Origin of the sequence: Streptomonospora sp. PA3, from assembly GCF_009728995.1 — a bacterium.
Taxonomy (GTDB): domain Bacteria; phylum Actinomycetota; class Actinomycetes; order Streptosporangiales; family Streptosporangiaceae; genus Streptomonospora.
This window is the reverse complement of record NZ_VTZW01000015.1, coordinates 72,709-87,882: the sequence shown is the minus strand read 5'-3', so window position 1 is coordinate 87,882 and position 15,174 is coordinate 72,709. Positions and strand designations below refer to the sequence as shown.

The 15,174-nt window shown below is 71.1% G+C and carries 14 protein-coding genes and 1 tRNA gene; all 15 read right to left on the bottom strand.

The window, feature by feature from the left end; genetic code table 11:
- Positions 1–104: 104 nt before the first annotated feature.
- The 15 genes from FZ103_RS25170 to FZ103_RS15305 all read right to left on the bottom strand — a co-directional run bounded on the left by FZ103_RS25170 (position 105) and on the right by FZ103_RS15305 (position 15,014).
- Complete coding sequence (locus FZ103_RS25170; protein WP_222936768.1) at positions 105–656, bottom strand: hypothetical protein; 552 nt, start codon at positions 654–656, stop codon at positions 105–107.
- 15 nt (positions 657–671) lie between these two features.
- Positions 672–1,529 (bottom strand): OmpA family protein, encoded by an 858-nt coding sequence (locus tag FZ103_RS26065; protein ID WP_343233550.1) that lies wholly within the window; start codon positions 1,527–1,529, stop codon positions 672–674.
- A gap of 197 nt (positions 1,530–1,726) precedes the next feature.
- Positions 1,727–2,419 (bottom strand): pilus assembly protein TadG-related protein, encoded by a 693-nt coding sequence (locus FZ103_RS15365; protein ID WP_156002035.1) that lies wholly within the window; start codon positions 2,417–2,419, stop codon positions 1,727–1,729.
- A 19-nt stretch (positions 2,420–2,438) separates the two neighbouring features.
- On the bottom strand, positions 2,439–2,660 hold the full coding sequence (locus FZ103_RS15360; protein ID WP_156002032.1) for a hypothetical protein: 222 nt from the start codon (positions 2,658–2,660) through the stop codon (positions 2,439–2,441).
- Positions 2,661–2,767: 107 nt separating this feature from the next.
- Positions 2,768–3,667: a type II secretion system F family protein gene (locus FZ103_RS15355; RefSeq protein WP_156002029.1), complete on the bottom strand. Its 900-nt coding sequence runs from the start codon at positions 3,665–3,667 to the stop codon at positions 2,768–2,770.
- Positions 3,668–3,717: 50 nt separating this feature from the next.
- On the bottom strand, positions 3,718–4,647 hold the full coding sequence (locus FZ103_RS15350) for a type II secretion system F family protein (protein ID WP_156002027.1): 930 nt from the start codon (positions 4,645–4,647) through the stop codon (positions 3,718–3,720).
- A complete protein-coding gene (locus FZ103_RS15345; RefSeq protein WP_156002024.1) occupies positions 4,647–6,002 on the bottom strand; it encodes a CpaF family protein in 1,356 nt (451 codons plus the stop codon). The genes FZ103_RS15350 and FZ103_RS15345 overlap by 1 nt, the downstream gene beginning before the upstream one ends.
- 55 nt (positions 6,003–6,057) lie before the next feature.
- Complete coding sequence (locus FZ103_RS15340; protein WP_156002021.1) at positions 6,058–6,483, bottom strand: TadE/TadG family type IV pilus assembly protein; 426 nt, start codon at positions 6,481–6,483, stop codon at positions 6,058–6,060.
- The gene (locus tag FZ103_RS15335; RefSeq protein ID WP_156002018.1) at positions 6,480–8,180 is read right to left on the bottom strand and encodes an AAA family ATPase; all 1,701 of its coding nucleotides are present in this window, start codon (positions 8,178–8,180) and stop codon (positions 6,480–6,482) included. Before FZ103_RS15335 ends, FZ103_RS15340 begins: the two co-directional genes overlap by 4 nt.
- On the bottom strand, positions 8,180–8,974 hold the full coding sequence (gene cpaB / locus FZ103_RS15330) for a Flp pilus assembly protein CpaB (protein WP_156002015.1): 795 nt from the start codon (positions 8,972–8,974) through the stop codon (positions 8,180–8,182). Before cpaB ends, FZ103_RS15335 begins: the two co-directional genes overlap by 1 nt.
- 78 nt (positions 8,975–9,052) lie before the next feature.
- Positions 9,053–10,525 carry a hypothetical protein gene (locus FZ103_RS15325; protein WP_186356358.1) on the bottom strand — a complete coding sequence of 491 codons (1,473 nt, stop codon included), beginning with the start codon at positions 10,523–10,525 and terminating at the stop codon, positions 9,053–9,055.
- Between the two features lie 711 nt (positions 10,526–11,236).
- Positions 11,237–11,312, bottom strand: a tRNA-His gene (locus FZ103_RS15320).
- Positions 11,313–11,385: 73 nt separating this feature from the next.
- Positions 11,386–12,036: an oligoribonuclease gene (orn, locus tag FZ103_RS15315; protein WP_156002013.1), complete on the bottom strand. Its 651-nt coding sequence runs from the start codon at positions 12,034–12,036 to the stop codon at positions 11,386–11,388.
- A gap of 236 nt (positions 12,037–12,272) precedes the next feature.
- Complete coding sequence (locus FZ103_RS15310; protein WP_156002010.1) at positions 12,273–14,357, bottom strand: hypothetical protein; 2,085 nt, start codon at positions 14,355–14,357, stop codon at positions 12,273–12,275.
- Between the two features lie 72 nt (positions 14,358–14,429).
- Positions 14,430–15,014: a hypothetical protein gene (locus FZ103_RS15305; RefSeq protein WP_343233549.1), complete on the bottom strand. Its 585-nt coding sequence runs from the start codon at positions 15,012–15,014 to the stop codon at positions 14,430–14,432.
- Positions 15,015–15,174: the final 160 nt, after the last annotated feature.

The window sequence follows — 15,174 nt, the reverse complement described above, 5'->3', positions numbered from 1 at the left end:
CTCCAGCACCGAGGCCCCACGCTCGCTCCCATTCCCATGCAACCGAGCGAGCATCTTCCGCGGCACCGTCACCGAATCACCACCCTTCTCAGGTCGAAAGAGCGTCACCCGACGGGAACGTCTTCAATGGGATCGAACCCGGGGATTTCGATATCGACGCTTTTGACTTCTTGGCGGATGCTGTACATCGCCCAGTAGTCGATGGAGTCACCTGGCCGGACGAAGGGTGCATAGGGCGCTCGAGGGGCGTATCCTGAGCAGCTGCAATACTCCTCTTCATCCATAATGGGGTGATGGCGGAAGCCATGGTTGGAATCAACGAGCGTTATTCCGCTGAAGACGTCTTCGCGATAGATGTAAACTGGATTTCCGAACCACTTGTCATGAATATTCTCGGTTCCCTCGTTTGTGATTCTGAGGGTTATCGAAAGTAATTTTCCGGCGTCTGCCCGCTGAATGTTGACGACTTCCGCAGTGGCGTCTTTGATGTGGTCGTCTTCGCCGTTGCTTCTCGCGATTTCAGGCGGTGTGGCGGATTCCTGTGGAGGTTCGGCCGTCGTGACCGGAGCGGCTGCGACAGACGATCCTGAATGCAGGGACAACGCCGATATGGCCACGACCAATGTCGCCGATGAAAGCAGACGTGGCGGCAGCATGCTGGTAGCTCCCTTTTACCGTTGGAACGTGATCGTGACTCGGCGGTTCTTTTTTCGTCCTTCGTCGGTTTCGTTCGTCGCTATCGGCTGCTGGGATCCGTGACCTTCTACCTTATATTCCACAGTGGGTTTGGAGATGAGATCGGACAGTGCCCGTTTGACGGATTCAGCTCGATCCAGTGACAAGGGGTCGTTGATCGAGTCCGTGCCTGTGTCATCTGTGTGACCGTCGATTTCGACCACTGAGCCGGAGGAGCTTTCGATCTCTTGGGCTACCTGCTGGAGTGTCTGGCTGGCTGTGGAGGTGAGTCGGGATTCCCCTACCTCGAAAAGCACGTCCGTGGAAAGCGATATGGCGACTTCGTCGGCCGTTTCCTCTCGTGTTGTTCCGGAATTCAGGTCCTCTTCGATTGATCGGAGGTCCCAGATCCGCGGATCCGAAAGGTCCCCAGAAGGTGGTCTTGATTTGCCGTCTTCGGTGATCGGGATATTGAAGATCGGAGGGGCTATCGCTGACGTGAGGATCATCGAATCAACACCCTGGGGCGGGCCGGGGAAGGCCATCCAAGCTCGGATCCTTCCGCCCGGATCGATTCCGCTTTCCTTCCAGTCGCTGCAGTAGCAACTGCCATCCGTGTAGAGAAGAGGAAGGTGTTTGCTCTCGTTCTTCGGGTCGATAAGCGAAAAAGGTTGAAAGTCCGCGGCGCCGTCGCCGGAATTGGGCGGTAGTAGCGCGAGCACTCGGTCTTCTCCTCCGCCGAGATGGGTCATCGAGAAGTCAAGGACCACGTGATCGTCCTGGCGGTGGAGAGAATGGATGTCGATGCGAAGGTTATTGCCGAGTTCGGTGGAGGAGGTGGTCGTGCTCGCCACGACAGGAGGATTGGACCCGCTTCCGGCAGATTCCGACGGAGACTGTGTCGGGCCGGCGCCGCTGCTGCCGTCGCCTCCATTGTTCCCGGAGTCTGGGCCTACGCACGAAGTGAGCATGACCGCCGCTACTGGTACAGCGGTCAGGAAATACTTCCGGCGGCGGCCGCGCTCTTTCGATATCGGTGGCACCCGGAATGTCATGTCGTCGTTTCTTGTGATGAGGCGGCGAAATCGGGGTTGCTGTCCAGGGGGTTGTATATGTAACGGCCCTCGCTGTCCGTAAGGCGCACATCGATGAGTTGCTGTGCGTGACTGAAGCTCTGGACCGGTTCGCCCTCGCACGTGAGCCCGATGATATCGATGTCGCCGATCATGTAGTCGCACTCCGGAACGACGACCTCCGCTATGGCAGCTGCGTTTCCGATGTGAGAGGAATCGGGTTCCGATTCACTGTCGCAGCCGACGTCGGTCCAGTCCCGGCCGCCGTCCTGTTCTAATTCGTTCTGACAGGCTTCGGTGGAAACCTCCACGCGGACGATGTTTCCCAGGTTTCCCTGACTGTCGTCGCTCGCGCGGATGTCTTTTAGCACCGCGCCGTTCTCCTGGGCATAGTGCTCCGCCGCGGATCGTCCCCGTGCCGGTTCGTATAGCCTGCTGTAGGGAATTTCGTCATTGGCCAAAGCCTCAGCGGCATTGTCGCGGGCGATCCCTGCGGCCGCCAAGGCGGCGGCATCCGCTGCACTCTGGGCGTCGCTTCGGAGGGCGTTGGCGTTCCCCAGTCTCACGAAGAGCAACATGACGGCAATCAACGATAGCGTCAGACCCACCAGTAAGAAAAGATTGGCCTGGCCGTCTTCGCTTTCAGCGGCGGTCGGCGCTGCTCGCATCATGGGCGCACGGTCCTATCGTTCACTCCCCGGGGTTCAATACTTCCTGGATGGACGTAGCGATGCGCGTGGGGATCTCATTGAACACTTCGAGTTGCATGATCGCCACAGCAACACCCCCCACCAGAATGATCACCGCCGCATACTCCAGCAGGCTTCCGCCCCTGTCGCTCCCGTGGGTGGCGAGGCGGTGCAAGATCATTTCTCGTGTTCGGATGTGCAGGGACAACAGTCGTTTGTGCATTCAGCCCTCCCGGAAGTGCTTGTGGGGTGTGGGTGCCCCTGCGGCTGTTATCAAGTTACGGCCGCCGCGTCCTGTTGGGTAGGGGCAGGTGGGCGGTTGTGGACAAGTCATCCAGTGAAGACACCTCCGAAGTCGACTCCCGAGCCGAGGATCATTGCTCCTCCGACCAGGAGAAGGAGGCCGGGGAGCATGGTGGCCGCGGTGATCGCGGTGACTCTTGGGTTGATGCGCTGGGCTTTGCGGCGCATGTATTGGGCGTCTTGGCGGCGCATGTCCTGGCCGATGGTCAGCAGCGTGTGGGAGAGCGGGGCGCCCAGTTCCTCGGATTGCTGGATGGCTGTCACGAATTTGCCCAGGGCGTCGTTGGAGTTGCGCTCGCGCAGGGCCTGGAAGGCGTCCTTGCGGCTGGTGCCCAGGTCCATTTGGCGCAGGACCACCCGGAACTCCTCGGCAAGGGTGCCGGGCATGGCGTCGGCGACCCGGGCCAGGGCCTGGCGGAAGGCGAGACCGGCGCCGACGCTGACCGCCAGGACGTCCAGGAAGTCGGGAAGCTCGCGCTGGATGTCGTCCTGGCGCTTGCGGGTCTTGAGCATCAGCTCGGCGTCGGTCAGCAGGACGAACGCCAGGGCCAGCAGCGCGAGCGTGGTCTGGCCGCGGGTCAGCAGCAGCAGCGACGCGCTGCTGTAAAGGAGGACCTCGCCGGTCTTGCGCTGCAGGTAGCGCTCCACCGTCAGCCCTTCCGGGCGGCCCGCCGCCTCGATGCGCAGCCGGATGCTCTCCTGGCGCTCCTCGCCCACGAGTTCGCGCACCACCCCGAGGAACGGGCGGCCGATCAGTTCGGTGACACGGTTCAGGATGAACGTGGCCTGGCGTCGGCGTTTGGGCGGCGCCACGGTGATGTCGCCGGCCACCTCGCTCTGCTTGGTGAACAGGTACAGGCCCCAGCAGAAGACCGCGACGACCGCGGCGGCGGCGAGGCCGAGCGCCAGGATGAGCGCGAGGGTCATGAGGGCTCCTGCGGGTCGAGGGGGTTGCGGGCGGTCGACGGGTGTGCCGGTCAGATGTCGATGCGGGTGGTGATGCGGCGGACGAGGACGAACCCGGTGAGGAACAGGCCGCACGACAGGGCCAGGACCAGGGTGCCCACGGCGCTCTGCGTCATCGTGCGGATCGCGTCGGGCTGCATCACGTTGACGAGGAACAGCGCACCCGCCCCCATCGCCAGCAGCGCCCACGCGGTCGAGGTGGTCTCGGTGAGGATGGTGTGCACCTCGCGCCGGGACTCCTTGCGCTCCTCCAGCGTCTCCGAGATCGACCGCAGCGCCGACACCAGCGCACCGCCCGATCGCGCCGAGACCAGCAGGGTGGAGATCAGCACGCCGATCTCCCGGGAGGGCATGCGCCGGCGCAGCTCGTGCATCGCCTCCTCGAACGACAGGCCCAGCTTCATCGACTCCGCGGCGCGCCGCAGCTCCGCGCCGGCGGGATCGTCGAGTTCCTCGGCGGCCATGTCGATGGCGGTGGGCAGCGCCAGCCCCGCCTGGGTGGCGTTGGACAGCACACGGGCCAGCTCGGGCAGCTGCGCGGTGAACGCCTCCTTGCGGCGCTCCTCCTGGCGCTTGAGGTAGGCGAAGAACGCGAACCCCACGCCGACCGCCGCCGCCAGCCCGAACACCGGCGCCAGCGCCTGCCAGACGAAGACCACCGCGAGCACCGCCGCCGACACCATCAGCAGCACGAACGTCGACACCTTCACCTTGACCCCGGCGCGCGCCAGCCGGTACTCGATGCGCTGCCCCGGCTCGGTGCGGCGCAGCAGTACGTCGAGCCGGGCCAGCGGGGTGCCGGCGCGCCGCTCGACCTCGTGCAGCGCGCTGCGCGAGGCCAGCTGCCGCCGCTGCATGGCGCCGTCGATGTAGAGCACCAGGCCGAAGACGAACAGGCCGATCACGACCAGCGCCGAGGCCAGAATGACTGCCGTGTACATCACCGGGGGACCTCCGGGGAGGGCGGGGCGGTATCGGGGCGGGGCGGCCGGTGGCCGTTGTCCTGCTGCACGCCGAAGGCGGCGGGCACCGACTCGCCGGCCGCGCGGATGCGGGCGGCGACGTGGCGGGGCAGCCGGTAGCGGCGGAACTCCCCCTTGACCCAGCCGCTGCCGTCGTCGGGATGGGGGTGGAAGCGCAGCAGGGGCTCCAGCCGGAACTCCTCGTCGCGCTGCGAGGCCACGACCCCCACCTGCGACACCCGCCGCGAGCCGTCGGGGTAGCGGCTCAGGTGCACGATGACGTCGACGGCCGCGTTGATCTGGTCGCGCAGCGCCTCGAAGGGGATCTTCACCTCCGACATCGACGCCAGTGTCAGCAGCCGGTACACCGCGTCCTCGGCGGAGTTGGCGTGCACCGTGGCCAGGGAGCCGTCGTGGCCGGTGTTCATCGCCTGCATCATGTCCAGGGTCTCCCACCCGCGGACCTCGCCGACGATGATGCGGTCCGGGCGCATGCGCAGCGAGTTGCGGACCAGGTCGCGGATGGTGACCTGGCCGGCGCCCTCGATGTTGGGCGGGCGGGCCTCCAACCGGATGACGTGCTCCTGCTGCAGCTGCAGCTCGGCGGAGTCCTCGATGGTGATGACCCGCTCGTCGGCGGGCACGAAGCTGGAGAGCGCGTTGAGGAACGTCGTCTTACCGGTGCCGGTCCCGCCCGAGATGATCACGTTGAACCGCGCCCGCACCAGCGACGCCAGCAGCACCGCGGTGGTGCCGTCGACGCTGCCCTTGGCCACCAGCTCCTCGATGGTGAACGGCTTGGGGAAGCGTCGGATGGTGATGACCGGGCCGCTCAGCGACAGCGGCGGGATGATCACGTTGACGCGCTCGCCGCTGGGCAGCCGCGCGTCGACCATCGGGCTCGACTCGTCGATGCGCCGGTTCACCTGCGAGACGATCCGGTCGATGGTCTGCATCAGCTGCTCTTCGCTGGTGAAGGCCGTGTCGATGCGGTGCACGCGCCCCCGCTGCTCGACGTAGACGTTGTCGGGGCCGTTGACCATGATCTCGGTGATGCTCTCGTCGGCCAGCAGCGGCTCCAGCACGCCCAGCCCCAGCGCCTCGTCGACGACGCGGCGCACCAGCCCGCCGCGTTCGCGGTCGCTGAGCACCGGTCCCTCGCGGGAGATGATGTGCCCGACGACCTTCTCCAGCCGCGCGCGGCGCTGCTCCAGGGTGAGCATGGCCATGTCGTCCAGGTTGACCTCGCGCAGCAGCCGCTGCCGCCAGTGCGCGATCTGGTCGGTCTGGTGCTCGTTGGCGTGGTCGTCGGTGAGGCGGTCTTTGAGTCCCATGGGTCCTACCTGCGGTCGGACGGCGGCGCGGGGAGGCACGCGCGGGCCGCGGCGGTCATAGCGGCATCTCCACGCGCCGGGAGAGGTCGAGGTCGAAGCCGGGAGTGGGGAACATCAGGGGGAAGTCGACGGTGATCTCGGTGTAGTACCCGCCGCGCCCGTTGCCGCCCACCTCCACGTCGGCCTGGTTCAGCCACGCGGGCAGGGCGGCGCGCGCGGTGGACTCGGCGCCGGAGACGCCCTCGCGGCCCGCCGCCCGGGCGGCGGCGCGGGCCGCGTGCTCCATCCGCTCGGCGGCGATGAACGCGAAGAAGGTCTCCAGTGCGATCGTGGCGACGAGGAGGAACAGCGGGAAGTAGGCGGCGAACTCCAGGATCTGCGAGCCCCGGTCGCCGCGGCGCCGCCGGCGCGTGCGCCGCGGCACCGCGGGCGCCTCGCGTCCGCCCGGGCGCACGGGTGGCCACCCCCTCGGACCGCTCATAGGCCGCCGGCCTCCTCCTCGGGGGCGGGCTCCTCGCTCGGTGCGGGCTCGCCCGGGTCCTCGCCGATGATCAGCGCCTGGCTGCTGATCTCCCACGGGCCGTCCACGCCGGGCAGGAACACCGGGGTGGCGATGCTGGCGCGCACGGCCTGCCCGGCGCCGGTGTCGACGACCTCCACGTGCAGGGTGTCGTCGTCGTTCCAGGGCGGGCTGATGCGCTTGGCGGCCTCCTCGGTGATGGCCTCGTGGTCGGAGGGGTCGATCGCCGCCTGGCGCGCGCCCTCGTTGGCCGCGTGCGAGGCGAACATGCCCGTCAGCCCCACAAGCAGGATCTGCCACGTCAGCAGCAGCGCCAGCCCGACGAACGGCAGCGTGGAGGCGAACTCCACGAACAGCGCTCCGGAGTCGCCGCGCCGCCGCCAGGCCCGGGCGCGGCGTTCCAGCGGTCCGGCGGGTTCGGCGTGCGCAGCGGAGGATCCGGGCGGCGCGTGCTGGGCGGGCTCTGCCGGTGCGTCGCGGTCGTAGGGGGAGTCGGGCCGGTGCAGCAGCCCCAGCTCCGCCGCGACCTGGGCGAAGGCGCGCAGCAGGTTCTCGTCGGTGATGCGCGCGGGGTCGCCGGTGTTGGACGCCTCCTCCACCGCCCGGTAGGCGGCCGGGACGGCCGTGCGCAGGATGGGGGTGGCCAGCAGCTTGCGGGCGAAGTCCGGCTGGATCTCGTTCTTGCGGCTGTGGCGCATCAGCAGCGCGGTGACGTTGTGGGAGTCGCGGATCTGCAGCCTGCCCCACATGGCCACCACCCGCTGGGCCGCCCGCAGTGCGGGGAGGTCGGGCGTGACCAGCAGCACCGCGGCGTCGGCGAGCTCCACCGCCATCGCGCTGGCCTCGGTCGTCGCGGTGCCGCAGTCGACGAGGACCAGGTCGTAGCGCGACCGCAGCGCCGTGAGGATCTGGCGGGTGGCGCGCCCGGTGACGTCCTCGCCGCGCTCGCCGTCGTGTGGCGCGAGCAGGATGTGCACCCCCTCGGGGTGCACATAGAGGGTCTCGGCCAGCATGGAGGCGCTGATGTCGTCGGCGGCCTCGACGAGGTCGGCGATGCTGCGCCGGTGCTTGAGGTCGAAGTAGCCGGGGACGTCGCCCGACTGCAGGTCGAGGTCGACCAGGCACACCACCCGGCCCGACCGGGCGGCGGCCCGCGCCAGGTGGATGGCGCTGGTGGTGGTGCCCACGCCGCCCTTGGCGCCGCTGAAGGTGACGATCGACCCCTTGCGGCCGTCCATCGGGACGTCGAGCGAGGCGGCCTCCAGGTGGCGGCGCAGCGTGCGCGACCAGTCGGCGGCGGCGGTGACGCGCTGGCCGATCTGGTCGGCCGAGGCGTCGGCGGGCAGCACGCTGCGCGCGCCGGCCTCCATCGCGTCGGTGAAGGTGTCGGCGTCGACCTCGTCGACGACGAGGATGACGGCGAGCTGCGGCCGACTGCGGGAGAGGTCGCGGATGAGGTCGAAGACCGGCTGGGGCCCCAGCCGCTCGTGGACGAGGACCACGTCGAGCGTGGGTACCTGCCCGGCGCTGTCGGCGATCTCCGCGGAGGTGCGGTGCACGCCGACCACCTCGGTGTCGAGCAGGCCGTCGAAGCGCGCGCGCAGCACGTCCTCCAGCTCGGCCGAGGGGACGCCGAGCATCACCTGGTAGTCGGCCATCAGCTGCCCTCGGTCTGTTCTGGCTGCTCGGTCTGCTCGCCGGACTCGGCCTCGGCCGGTGCGTCGGACTGGGCCTGGATCTGGTCGAGCTGGTCCGCGGCGCAGAACTCCGCGCCGCCGGGGTCGCCGGCGCCCTTGGGGCTGACGGCGGCCAGTCGCAGGCTGGAGGCGAACGCCTCGGCGTAGGTGAGGTTCAGCGCCTGGTCGGGAGTGAGCCTGAAGGTCACCGGGACGACGCTGTCGGTGTCGCCCGTGGTCTCGTCGATGGTGGAGCCGACGTCGCCGATGTCGAGGATCTCGATGTTCGTCAGCACCCGGTAGGCGCACGGCTGGGGCTGTCCCTCGCCCGCGTTGAAGGTGGCGTAGACGTCCACTCGCGACTGGCGGCCCACCTTGCCGGCCACGCCGGTCTCGGCGTCGACCATGATGGCGATCTCGCGCTCGCCCTCGGCCAGGTCCGGTGCGGCGATGACCATGCTGCGCTGCAGCAGTTCGCCCTCGCGCAGCGCGCTGGAGGCCACCGGCAGCCGGCCGGCCTCCTCGGTGATCTCATCGAAGCCGCCGATGAAGGTCTCGGGGTCGAAGAAGCGCGCGGGGACCTCGTACTCCTCCAGCATGTCGGGGGTGATCTCCTGGTACGGCTGCACGTCCTGGGTCAGGCGCAGCGCCGTGCGGTAGCTGCCGAGTTCGCTGTTGAGCGTGTTCACGTAGGAGACGACCGTGGCGAACACGGCGATGCCGCCGAGGGCGGCGACGATCATGAGCAGGATGCCGCGCCGTTGACGAGGGTTCATGGCGCTCCGTTTCTAGGCGGACGGGGGCCGGAAGGCCGCTGGGGGGCTCGGCGCCGGGGCGGGGCAGCCCCGTGGCGCTCATCGGGGGGCACGGGGGACGGACACGCCCGGCGCCCACCGCGGATCGCTGCTCTCCTCGGCGGACGCCGGATGCCGCGCTTCGCGGCCGGCCGGAGGATCAGGGGCGTGGTCGGCGGCGGGCCCGGACGGCGGCGGAGCACCGGCTCCTCCGCCCGCGGACGGCAGGGCCGAGACCGGGCGCCCGGTGGATCCGGGCGGCGCATGCAGCCGCAACGCGGGCGGCGCGGACCGGGGCGGTGCGGCGCCCGGGTGGGCCGCCGCCGACGGCGCGTGCCCGCCCGGCGGAGGACCGTCGGGGTCCTCGGGCAGGGGCGGCAGCGCCTGGGGCACCGGCAGGTCCTCGTCCTCGACCGGAGCGGGGGGCCGCGGCCGGTGCGGCTGCGGCGGCTGTCCGCCGCCGGGGGGCGGGGTGCCCTCGGGGCGGCCGCCGACTGGGGAGGAGGCGCGGGCGGGGTCGGGCTGCGGCGCGGGTGGCGCGGGCCGCGCCGGGGTCTGGGGCGGGCCCGGGCGGGGACCGGCGGGCGGGTGCGCGTAGGACGCGGGGGCGGCTGCGGGCGCGGGCGCGGCCGGCGCGCTCGGGATCGCGGCGGGCGCCCCGCTGTGCGGGCGCTGGGCGGGCACGGTGTTGGCGGCGCCGCAGAACCGGCACACCGGAGTGACGGTGGGTTCCGCGCACCATGCGCAGGGCGCGGGCCGGACGGTGCGGGCTGGCTCGGTCAAGGCGCGGGGGTGGGCGCTGAAAGCGACGAACTCGACATACTTCGGCGAACCCCAGTAGATCGGCCCGAGCGGTTGCGCGGGCAGGCGGCGGGAGGCCACGGCCCCCAGTGCGGGCAGGAACTGCGCCTCGAACGCCGCTGTGTCGACGTTGCCGCCGCTGGAGTGGAGAACCTGCACCGGATCCTGCGGCCGGAACGGCAGCCGGGTGGCGGGCTCGCCCTTGGGCACCCGCGCCACCTGCGGGATCGGGGAGCACAGCGCGAGGTAGGTGACACCGGGAGCGAACGAGCCCAGGTGCTGGGGCACCGAGGTGGGGATGGCGGCGAGGTTGGCGACGCTGCGCAGCCACCCGCCGGCCAGGGTGTAGCGGGGGAGCTCCTGGGCCAGGCCCGCGATCATGCCGGCCGGCAGGTAGGGGCTCAGGTAGGCCAGCTGGTCGGCGATGAGGGACAGCGCCAGGGGAGACAGGCCCAGGCCGACGGCCGCCACGGAGTCGTCGCGCAGCGCCCCGCGGGCGAAGGCGACGGCGCGGCGTGCGCGCTCGCCGCGCCAGTCGGGGTACAGCGCCACGATCTTGGTGCCCTGTGCGGCGTGGTGGCGGGCGTAGTCGACGAACACGCCGGACTGCGCGGCGAGGTCGGGACCGTCCAGGGTGAAGCGCTGCGCCTGCACGCCGCCGAGGTGTCCCGTGCTCGGGATGTCGGCGAGGAGGGCGACAGCGCTTGCGGACCTGGTCCGGTCATGGCTCACGTGACAGGCTCCCGGTGGTGGGGGGTTGGATATGGGCCGAAGATCGGCTTTTCGGCAGTGCGACGGTGAAGGGGCATGTGTGCACTGTCCCGGCATATGGTAACGGTGCGCCTCTGATCAATGGGGTTAGAGTCCGCTCTCTGCGGGCGGGCGGCGGTGCCGATGCCCGCAGGGATCGGCGGATCCGCGGGCCGGTCGGCTCTCGGCAGGCGGTGGGGCGGAAATGATCAATGGCCGGACAAGGCAATAGGCGCGTTCCCATTCGGAGGGGCGAAAACCCGGGGTGAGTGTTCCGGGTGCGCTATTCGCTTTTCTCGTTGGCGGATTCCGGGCGATTCACGTGTGCGGCGTCGTTCCGCCTGCGGCCCGGCCGGCCCGCCCCGGCGGGGCGGCCAGGCAGCGTGCGGCAGCGTCCGGGCGCGGCCGCGGAGCCGGGAGCGCCCGCGGGAACGGGCCGGTGCGCGGCGGCGTGACCTTCCATGCGGACTCCTTTCACGTGGGGCCGAGGCGGACGGCGGACCGGTAGGTAGCTCAGTGTTTCCAACCGGATCTGTATCGTAGCCGCGCTCGCCCAGTCCGCGGCAGGGCCGGATGCGCCCCTGTGGAAAACCTGTGGGAGCCTGCCCACTCGCGCCGTCCACACAGGCGAAGCGGTCACGACCGGCGCATGCGAAAGGCCCCGGTCATCGGCGATGACCGGGGCCTTCCGGCTGGGGTGAGTGAGGGGACTTGAACCCCCGACTTCTTGGACCACAACCAAGTGCTCTGCCAACTGAGCTACACCCACCATGGGCACGCGGACCGGGAAACCCGTGCCTGCGTTCCGAGACGATTCTAGCCCACGTGCGGGGGTGCTCCGGTCAGTTTTCCGCCCCGGCGCCCTCGGAGGCGGACTGCTGCTCCGCGAGCCCGGTGCCCCCGGAGACGATGTCGGCGGCGATGGAGCGCGCGGTCGCGCTGTCGGGGCCGGGCGGGGCGACGAAGGCCGCGGCCCGGTAGTAGCGCAGCTCGCGGATGCTTTCGGTGATGTCGGCGAGCGCCCGGTGGCCGCCGTGCTTCTCCGGGCTGGCGTAGTAGATCCGGGGGTACCAGCGCCGCAGCAGCTCCTTGATGCTGGAGACGTCGACCATGCGGTAGTGCAGGAAGTCGTCGATCCGCGGCATGTCGCGGGCGATGAAGAGGCGGTCGGTGGCGATGGAGTTGCCGCACAGCGGCACCTTCTTGGGCTCGGACACATAGCGCCGGATGTGCTCCAGGACGCGGTCCTCGGCCTCCTCCACGGTGACGCCGCTGTCGAGGGCCTGGAGCAGCCCCGACGTGGTGTGCATCTGCGTGACGAACTCGCCCATCTGGTCCAGCGCCGATTGCGGCGGCTTGATGACGATGTCGACGCCTTCGTCGAGCTGGTTCAGCTCGCCGTCGGTGATCAGACAGGCCACCTCGATCAGCGCGTCGTTCTTGAGGTCGAGCCCCGTCATCTCGCAGTCGATCCACACCAAGCAGTCGTTCATACCGGCCAGCTTAAGCCGTTTCACCGTGCGGACGACCCGCGATATCCGGCCCCCGGCGGCTCGGAAACGTCATGTCACCGGTGTTGGGCGTGCGGGAGGGACCGCGCCGGCCCGCCGCCCGGCGGCGGTGCACCGCGCATGCGGCGCGAACCGGCTGCCCTCGCCCCGCGAGCCCGCACCGCCGCCGCGAGCGGAGAGGGGCCGGTCGCCTGCCGCGACCGTCCGCACCCCGGGGATCACATGTCGATGTAGCGCATGAAGTCGAAGATGCCGGCGTACTGCAGGTAGCCGACGACGAGTACCGCCGCCACCAGCGCCAGCACCAGGAACAGGAAGCAGCCCAGGCAGCCGCCGCAGCCGCTCTTCTTCTTGCGCTGACGCGGCTGCCGGGCCTGCGGTGCAGGCGCACCGGGCCTGCCCCACGGTGCCTGGCCGCCGCCGGGACCGCCCCAGGGCTGCGGAGCGCCGGGGCCGCCCGCCTGGTAGCCGCCCGGGCCCTGCGCCCGCGGCGGCTGGGCGTGCGGCGGGTACGCCGGAGGCGGGCCGCCCGGATAGCCCTGCGGTGCCGGCGGCTGGGGTCCCTTCCCGCGGCGCCGCCCGGCCGGGGGCGGCGGTGCGGCGGGCGGTTGCGAACCCGGAGGCGGGTACCCCGGCGGCGGGTAGCCGCCCGGACCGCGGCCCTGCTGGGGGCCGGAGGGCCCGGGATAGGCCGGAGGCGGTGCGCTGTAGCCCTGCTGCGGCCCGGAGTGCGGGGCAGGCGGGGGCGGTGCGCTGTAGCCCTGCTGCGGCCCGGAGTGCGGGGCAGGCGGGGGCGGTGCGCTGTAGCCCTGCTGGGGACCCGACGGCTGGGCGGGCGCGGGCGGAAAACCGGGAGCGGCCCCGCTGCCCGGCGTGTAGGGCTGCTGCGGACCCGAGGGCGGCTGCTGCGGACCCGACTGGGGGCGCTCGGGCGCGGGCTGCTCCGGTGCCGGCGCGGGCTGCTCGGGCGCCCCGCCGGACTCGGCCGCACCCGGCGCGGCGGCACCCGGGCCGTGCCCGGCCTGCGGGCTCTGCCGCGGGCCCTCGGCGGCCCGCCGCGCGTTCTCCTCCTCGGCGCGCTTGGCCTGCTCGGCGGCGCGCTTGCGCGCCTCTTCCTCCTCGGCCTGCTTGCGCTGCTTGCGCTCCTCGGAGATCTCCGACCAGCCCTCTTTGAGGTCGCCGAGCAGTTTGTTGAAGCTGAACCGCTTCTTCTTCCCGCCTTCGGCCGCGCTCTGCGCCCCGGCTCCGGCCGCGTCCGCGGCACCGGCCGCCCCCGCACCGGCGGCCAGCGTGAAGCCCGGGTCGTTCGGGTCGAACACCGCGGTGCGGGGGGCGTCGCCGCTCTGCGCGCCGTCGCCCCGCTGGCCGGCCAGGTCGTCTGTGGGCTCGTCGTTGTCCTGGAAGGGGTCGATGCGCATCGTCGAGCCCGCCGCCGGAGCGCCCGGCGCTTCGGAAGGGCGCTCCTCGCCCCGCGGCCCGCCCGCGCCCGGCAGGGCGGTGGCGTCGGGGTCGAAGCGCGCGGTGGCGTCGGCGGGGGCGTGGCCGGACAGGTCGTCGGTGCGCTCGTCGCCGCCGTGGCCGGGGGCGACCGCGGAGTGGGATTGGCCGGATGCGGACGGAGGATCGATGCGCATGGTGGATCCGCCGCCGGTGAGGTCGGCGGTGGGTTCGTCCTCGTCGTAGCCGGCTCCGGGAGCGGGCTGTGCCGGGTCGATGCGCATGGTGGAGGGATCGTCGCCGATGGCGGGGCCGCCGGGCGCGGAGGCGGACGGCCCGCCTGGGTCGATGCGCATGGTGGATCCGCCGCCGGTGAGGTCGGCGGTGGGTTCGTCCTCGTCGTAGCCGGCTCCGGGGGCAGGCTGTGCCGGGTCGATGCGCATGGTGGAGGGATCGTCGCCGATGGCGGGGCCGCCGGGCGCGGAGGCGGACGGCCCGCCTGGGTCGATGCGCATGGTGGCGGGATCGTCGCCGATGGCCGGGCCGGGGTCGGCGGGGTGCCCGGACTGGGCGGGGCCGCCGGGAGCGGAGCCGGGCCGCCCACCGGGATCGAGGCGGATCGTGCCGGGTCCGTCGGCGGCAGGCGGCGCCGAGGGTCCGAGGTCGGGGGCCGTGGCCTCGTCGTCCGCTGCGCCGCGGGAGCCGCTGAGATCAGCGGTGTCCTCGTCGTCTGCGTCCGCGCCGGCCCCCTGGAGCTCGGCGAGCGAACGTACGTGCTGCGTCCATTCGTCGCCGTTCCACCAGCGGAGAAGGTCCTGCCCGCCCTGCGGATCCGCGTACCAGCCTGGCTCGATCGATCCACCCATGGCGGACAGACTAAAGGGTGCGCGGAGCGGCCCCGACCGGCAGGCGCCCGCCGCCCGGTGCCCGTCGCGCGGTCAGCCGCTCGCCGCGCTGGCGTAGTGGCGCTCCCCGTTGGCCGTGTGCTCGATCGCCGACAGCGCGGGCGGCTCGGGTGAGGCCAGCGACCGCGCCCGGTCGGGGGGCGGATCGGTCGGGGCGAGCACCCGGTGGGGTGAGATGGCCCCGGGTGCCGCGACCTGCGCCCCGGGCACCTGGGAGAGGCCGAAGTGGCCGCCGCGCGCCCATAAGCGCTCCTCCTGCGCGCGCGAGCGCCGGACCGGCAGGACGGCAGGCGGCGCGCCCGCAGGCCAGCGCCGGGGGATCTCCCAGGAGTCCAGCCAGCGCAGGATCGGGGTCAGCTCATGCAGTGGGGCGTCGGTGAACGGGACATGGGACCATCCGATCACTCTGATGACAACACACACGCGCCCTTCGCATGCGCGATCGGGGGAACCCGCGGTCAGCTCGCCGCCGGCCGGCGCGGTGGCCGGAAGCAGCTGCACGGTCTCGCCGGTGCGGGGGTTCCACACGAGGTGCCCGCTGCGGCCGTCGCCGACGAGGCGCTGGGCCACCGCCCTGGCCGAGAGGGCCCCCGGGTCCGACTCGGTGGTCAGCCACACGGCGCGCGGCGCACCGCCCTGGAGATGCGCCCCCGCCGGGCTTGTGCAGGGGACTCGTTTGGCTCCCGGCATCCAAGCGTTGACCACAGCAGCCACCTCTCACCGCTCCCGCGCATACCGACCCCCTTTGAGTACGCGAAGCGAGGGGCGAAGTCCATAG

Bases quoted from the DNA above. Each gene is read 5' to 3' on its own strand.
- FZ103_RS25170 (WP_222936768.1), bottom strand. From the start codon at position 656: ATGCTGCCGCCACGTCTGCTTTCATCGGCGACATTGGTCGTGGCCATA.
- FZ103_RS15365 (WP_156002035.1), bottom strand. From the start codon at position 2,419: ATGATGCGAGCAGCGCCGACCGCCGCTGAAAGCGAAGACGGCCAGGCC.
- FZ103_RS15360 (WP_156002032.1), bottom strand. From the start codon at position 2,660: ATGCACAAACGACTGTTGTCCCTGCACATCCGAACACGAGAAATGATC.
- FZ103_RS15355 (WP_156002029.1), bottom strand. From the start codon at position 3,667: ATGACCCTCGCGCTCATCCTGGCGCTCGGCCTCGCCGCCGCCGCGGTC.
- FZ103_RS15350 (WP_156002027.1), bottom strand. From the start codon at position 4,647: ATGTACACGGCAGTCATTCTGGCCTCGGCGCTGGTCGTGATCGGCCTG.
- FZ103_RS15345 (WP_156002024.1), bottom strand. From the start codon at position 6,002: ATGGGACTCAAAGACCGCCTCACCGACGACCACGCCAACGAGCACCAG.
- FZ103_RS15340 (WP_156002021.1), bottom strand. From the start codon at position 6,483: ATGAGCGGTCCGAGGGGGTGGCCACCCGTGCGCCCGGGCGGACGCGAG.
- FZ103_RS15335 (WP_156002018.1), bottom strand. From the start codon at position 8,180: ATGGCCGACTACCAGGTGATGCTCGGCGTCCCCTCGGCCGAGCTGGAG.
- cpaB (WP_156002015.1), bottom strand. From the start codon at position 8,974: ATGAACCCTCGTCAACGGCGCGGCATCCTGCTCATGATCGTCGCCGCC.
- orn (WP_156002013.1), bottom strand. From the start codon at position 12,036: ATGAACGACTGCTTGGTGTGGATCGACTGCGAGATGACGGGGCTCGAC.
- FZ103_RS15310 (WP_156002010.1), bottom strand. From the start codon at position 14,357: ATGGGTGGATCGATCGAGCCAGGCTGGTACGCGGATCCGCAGGGCGGG.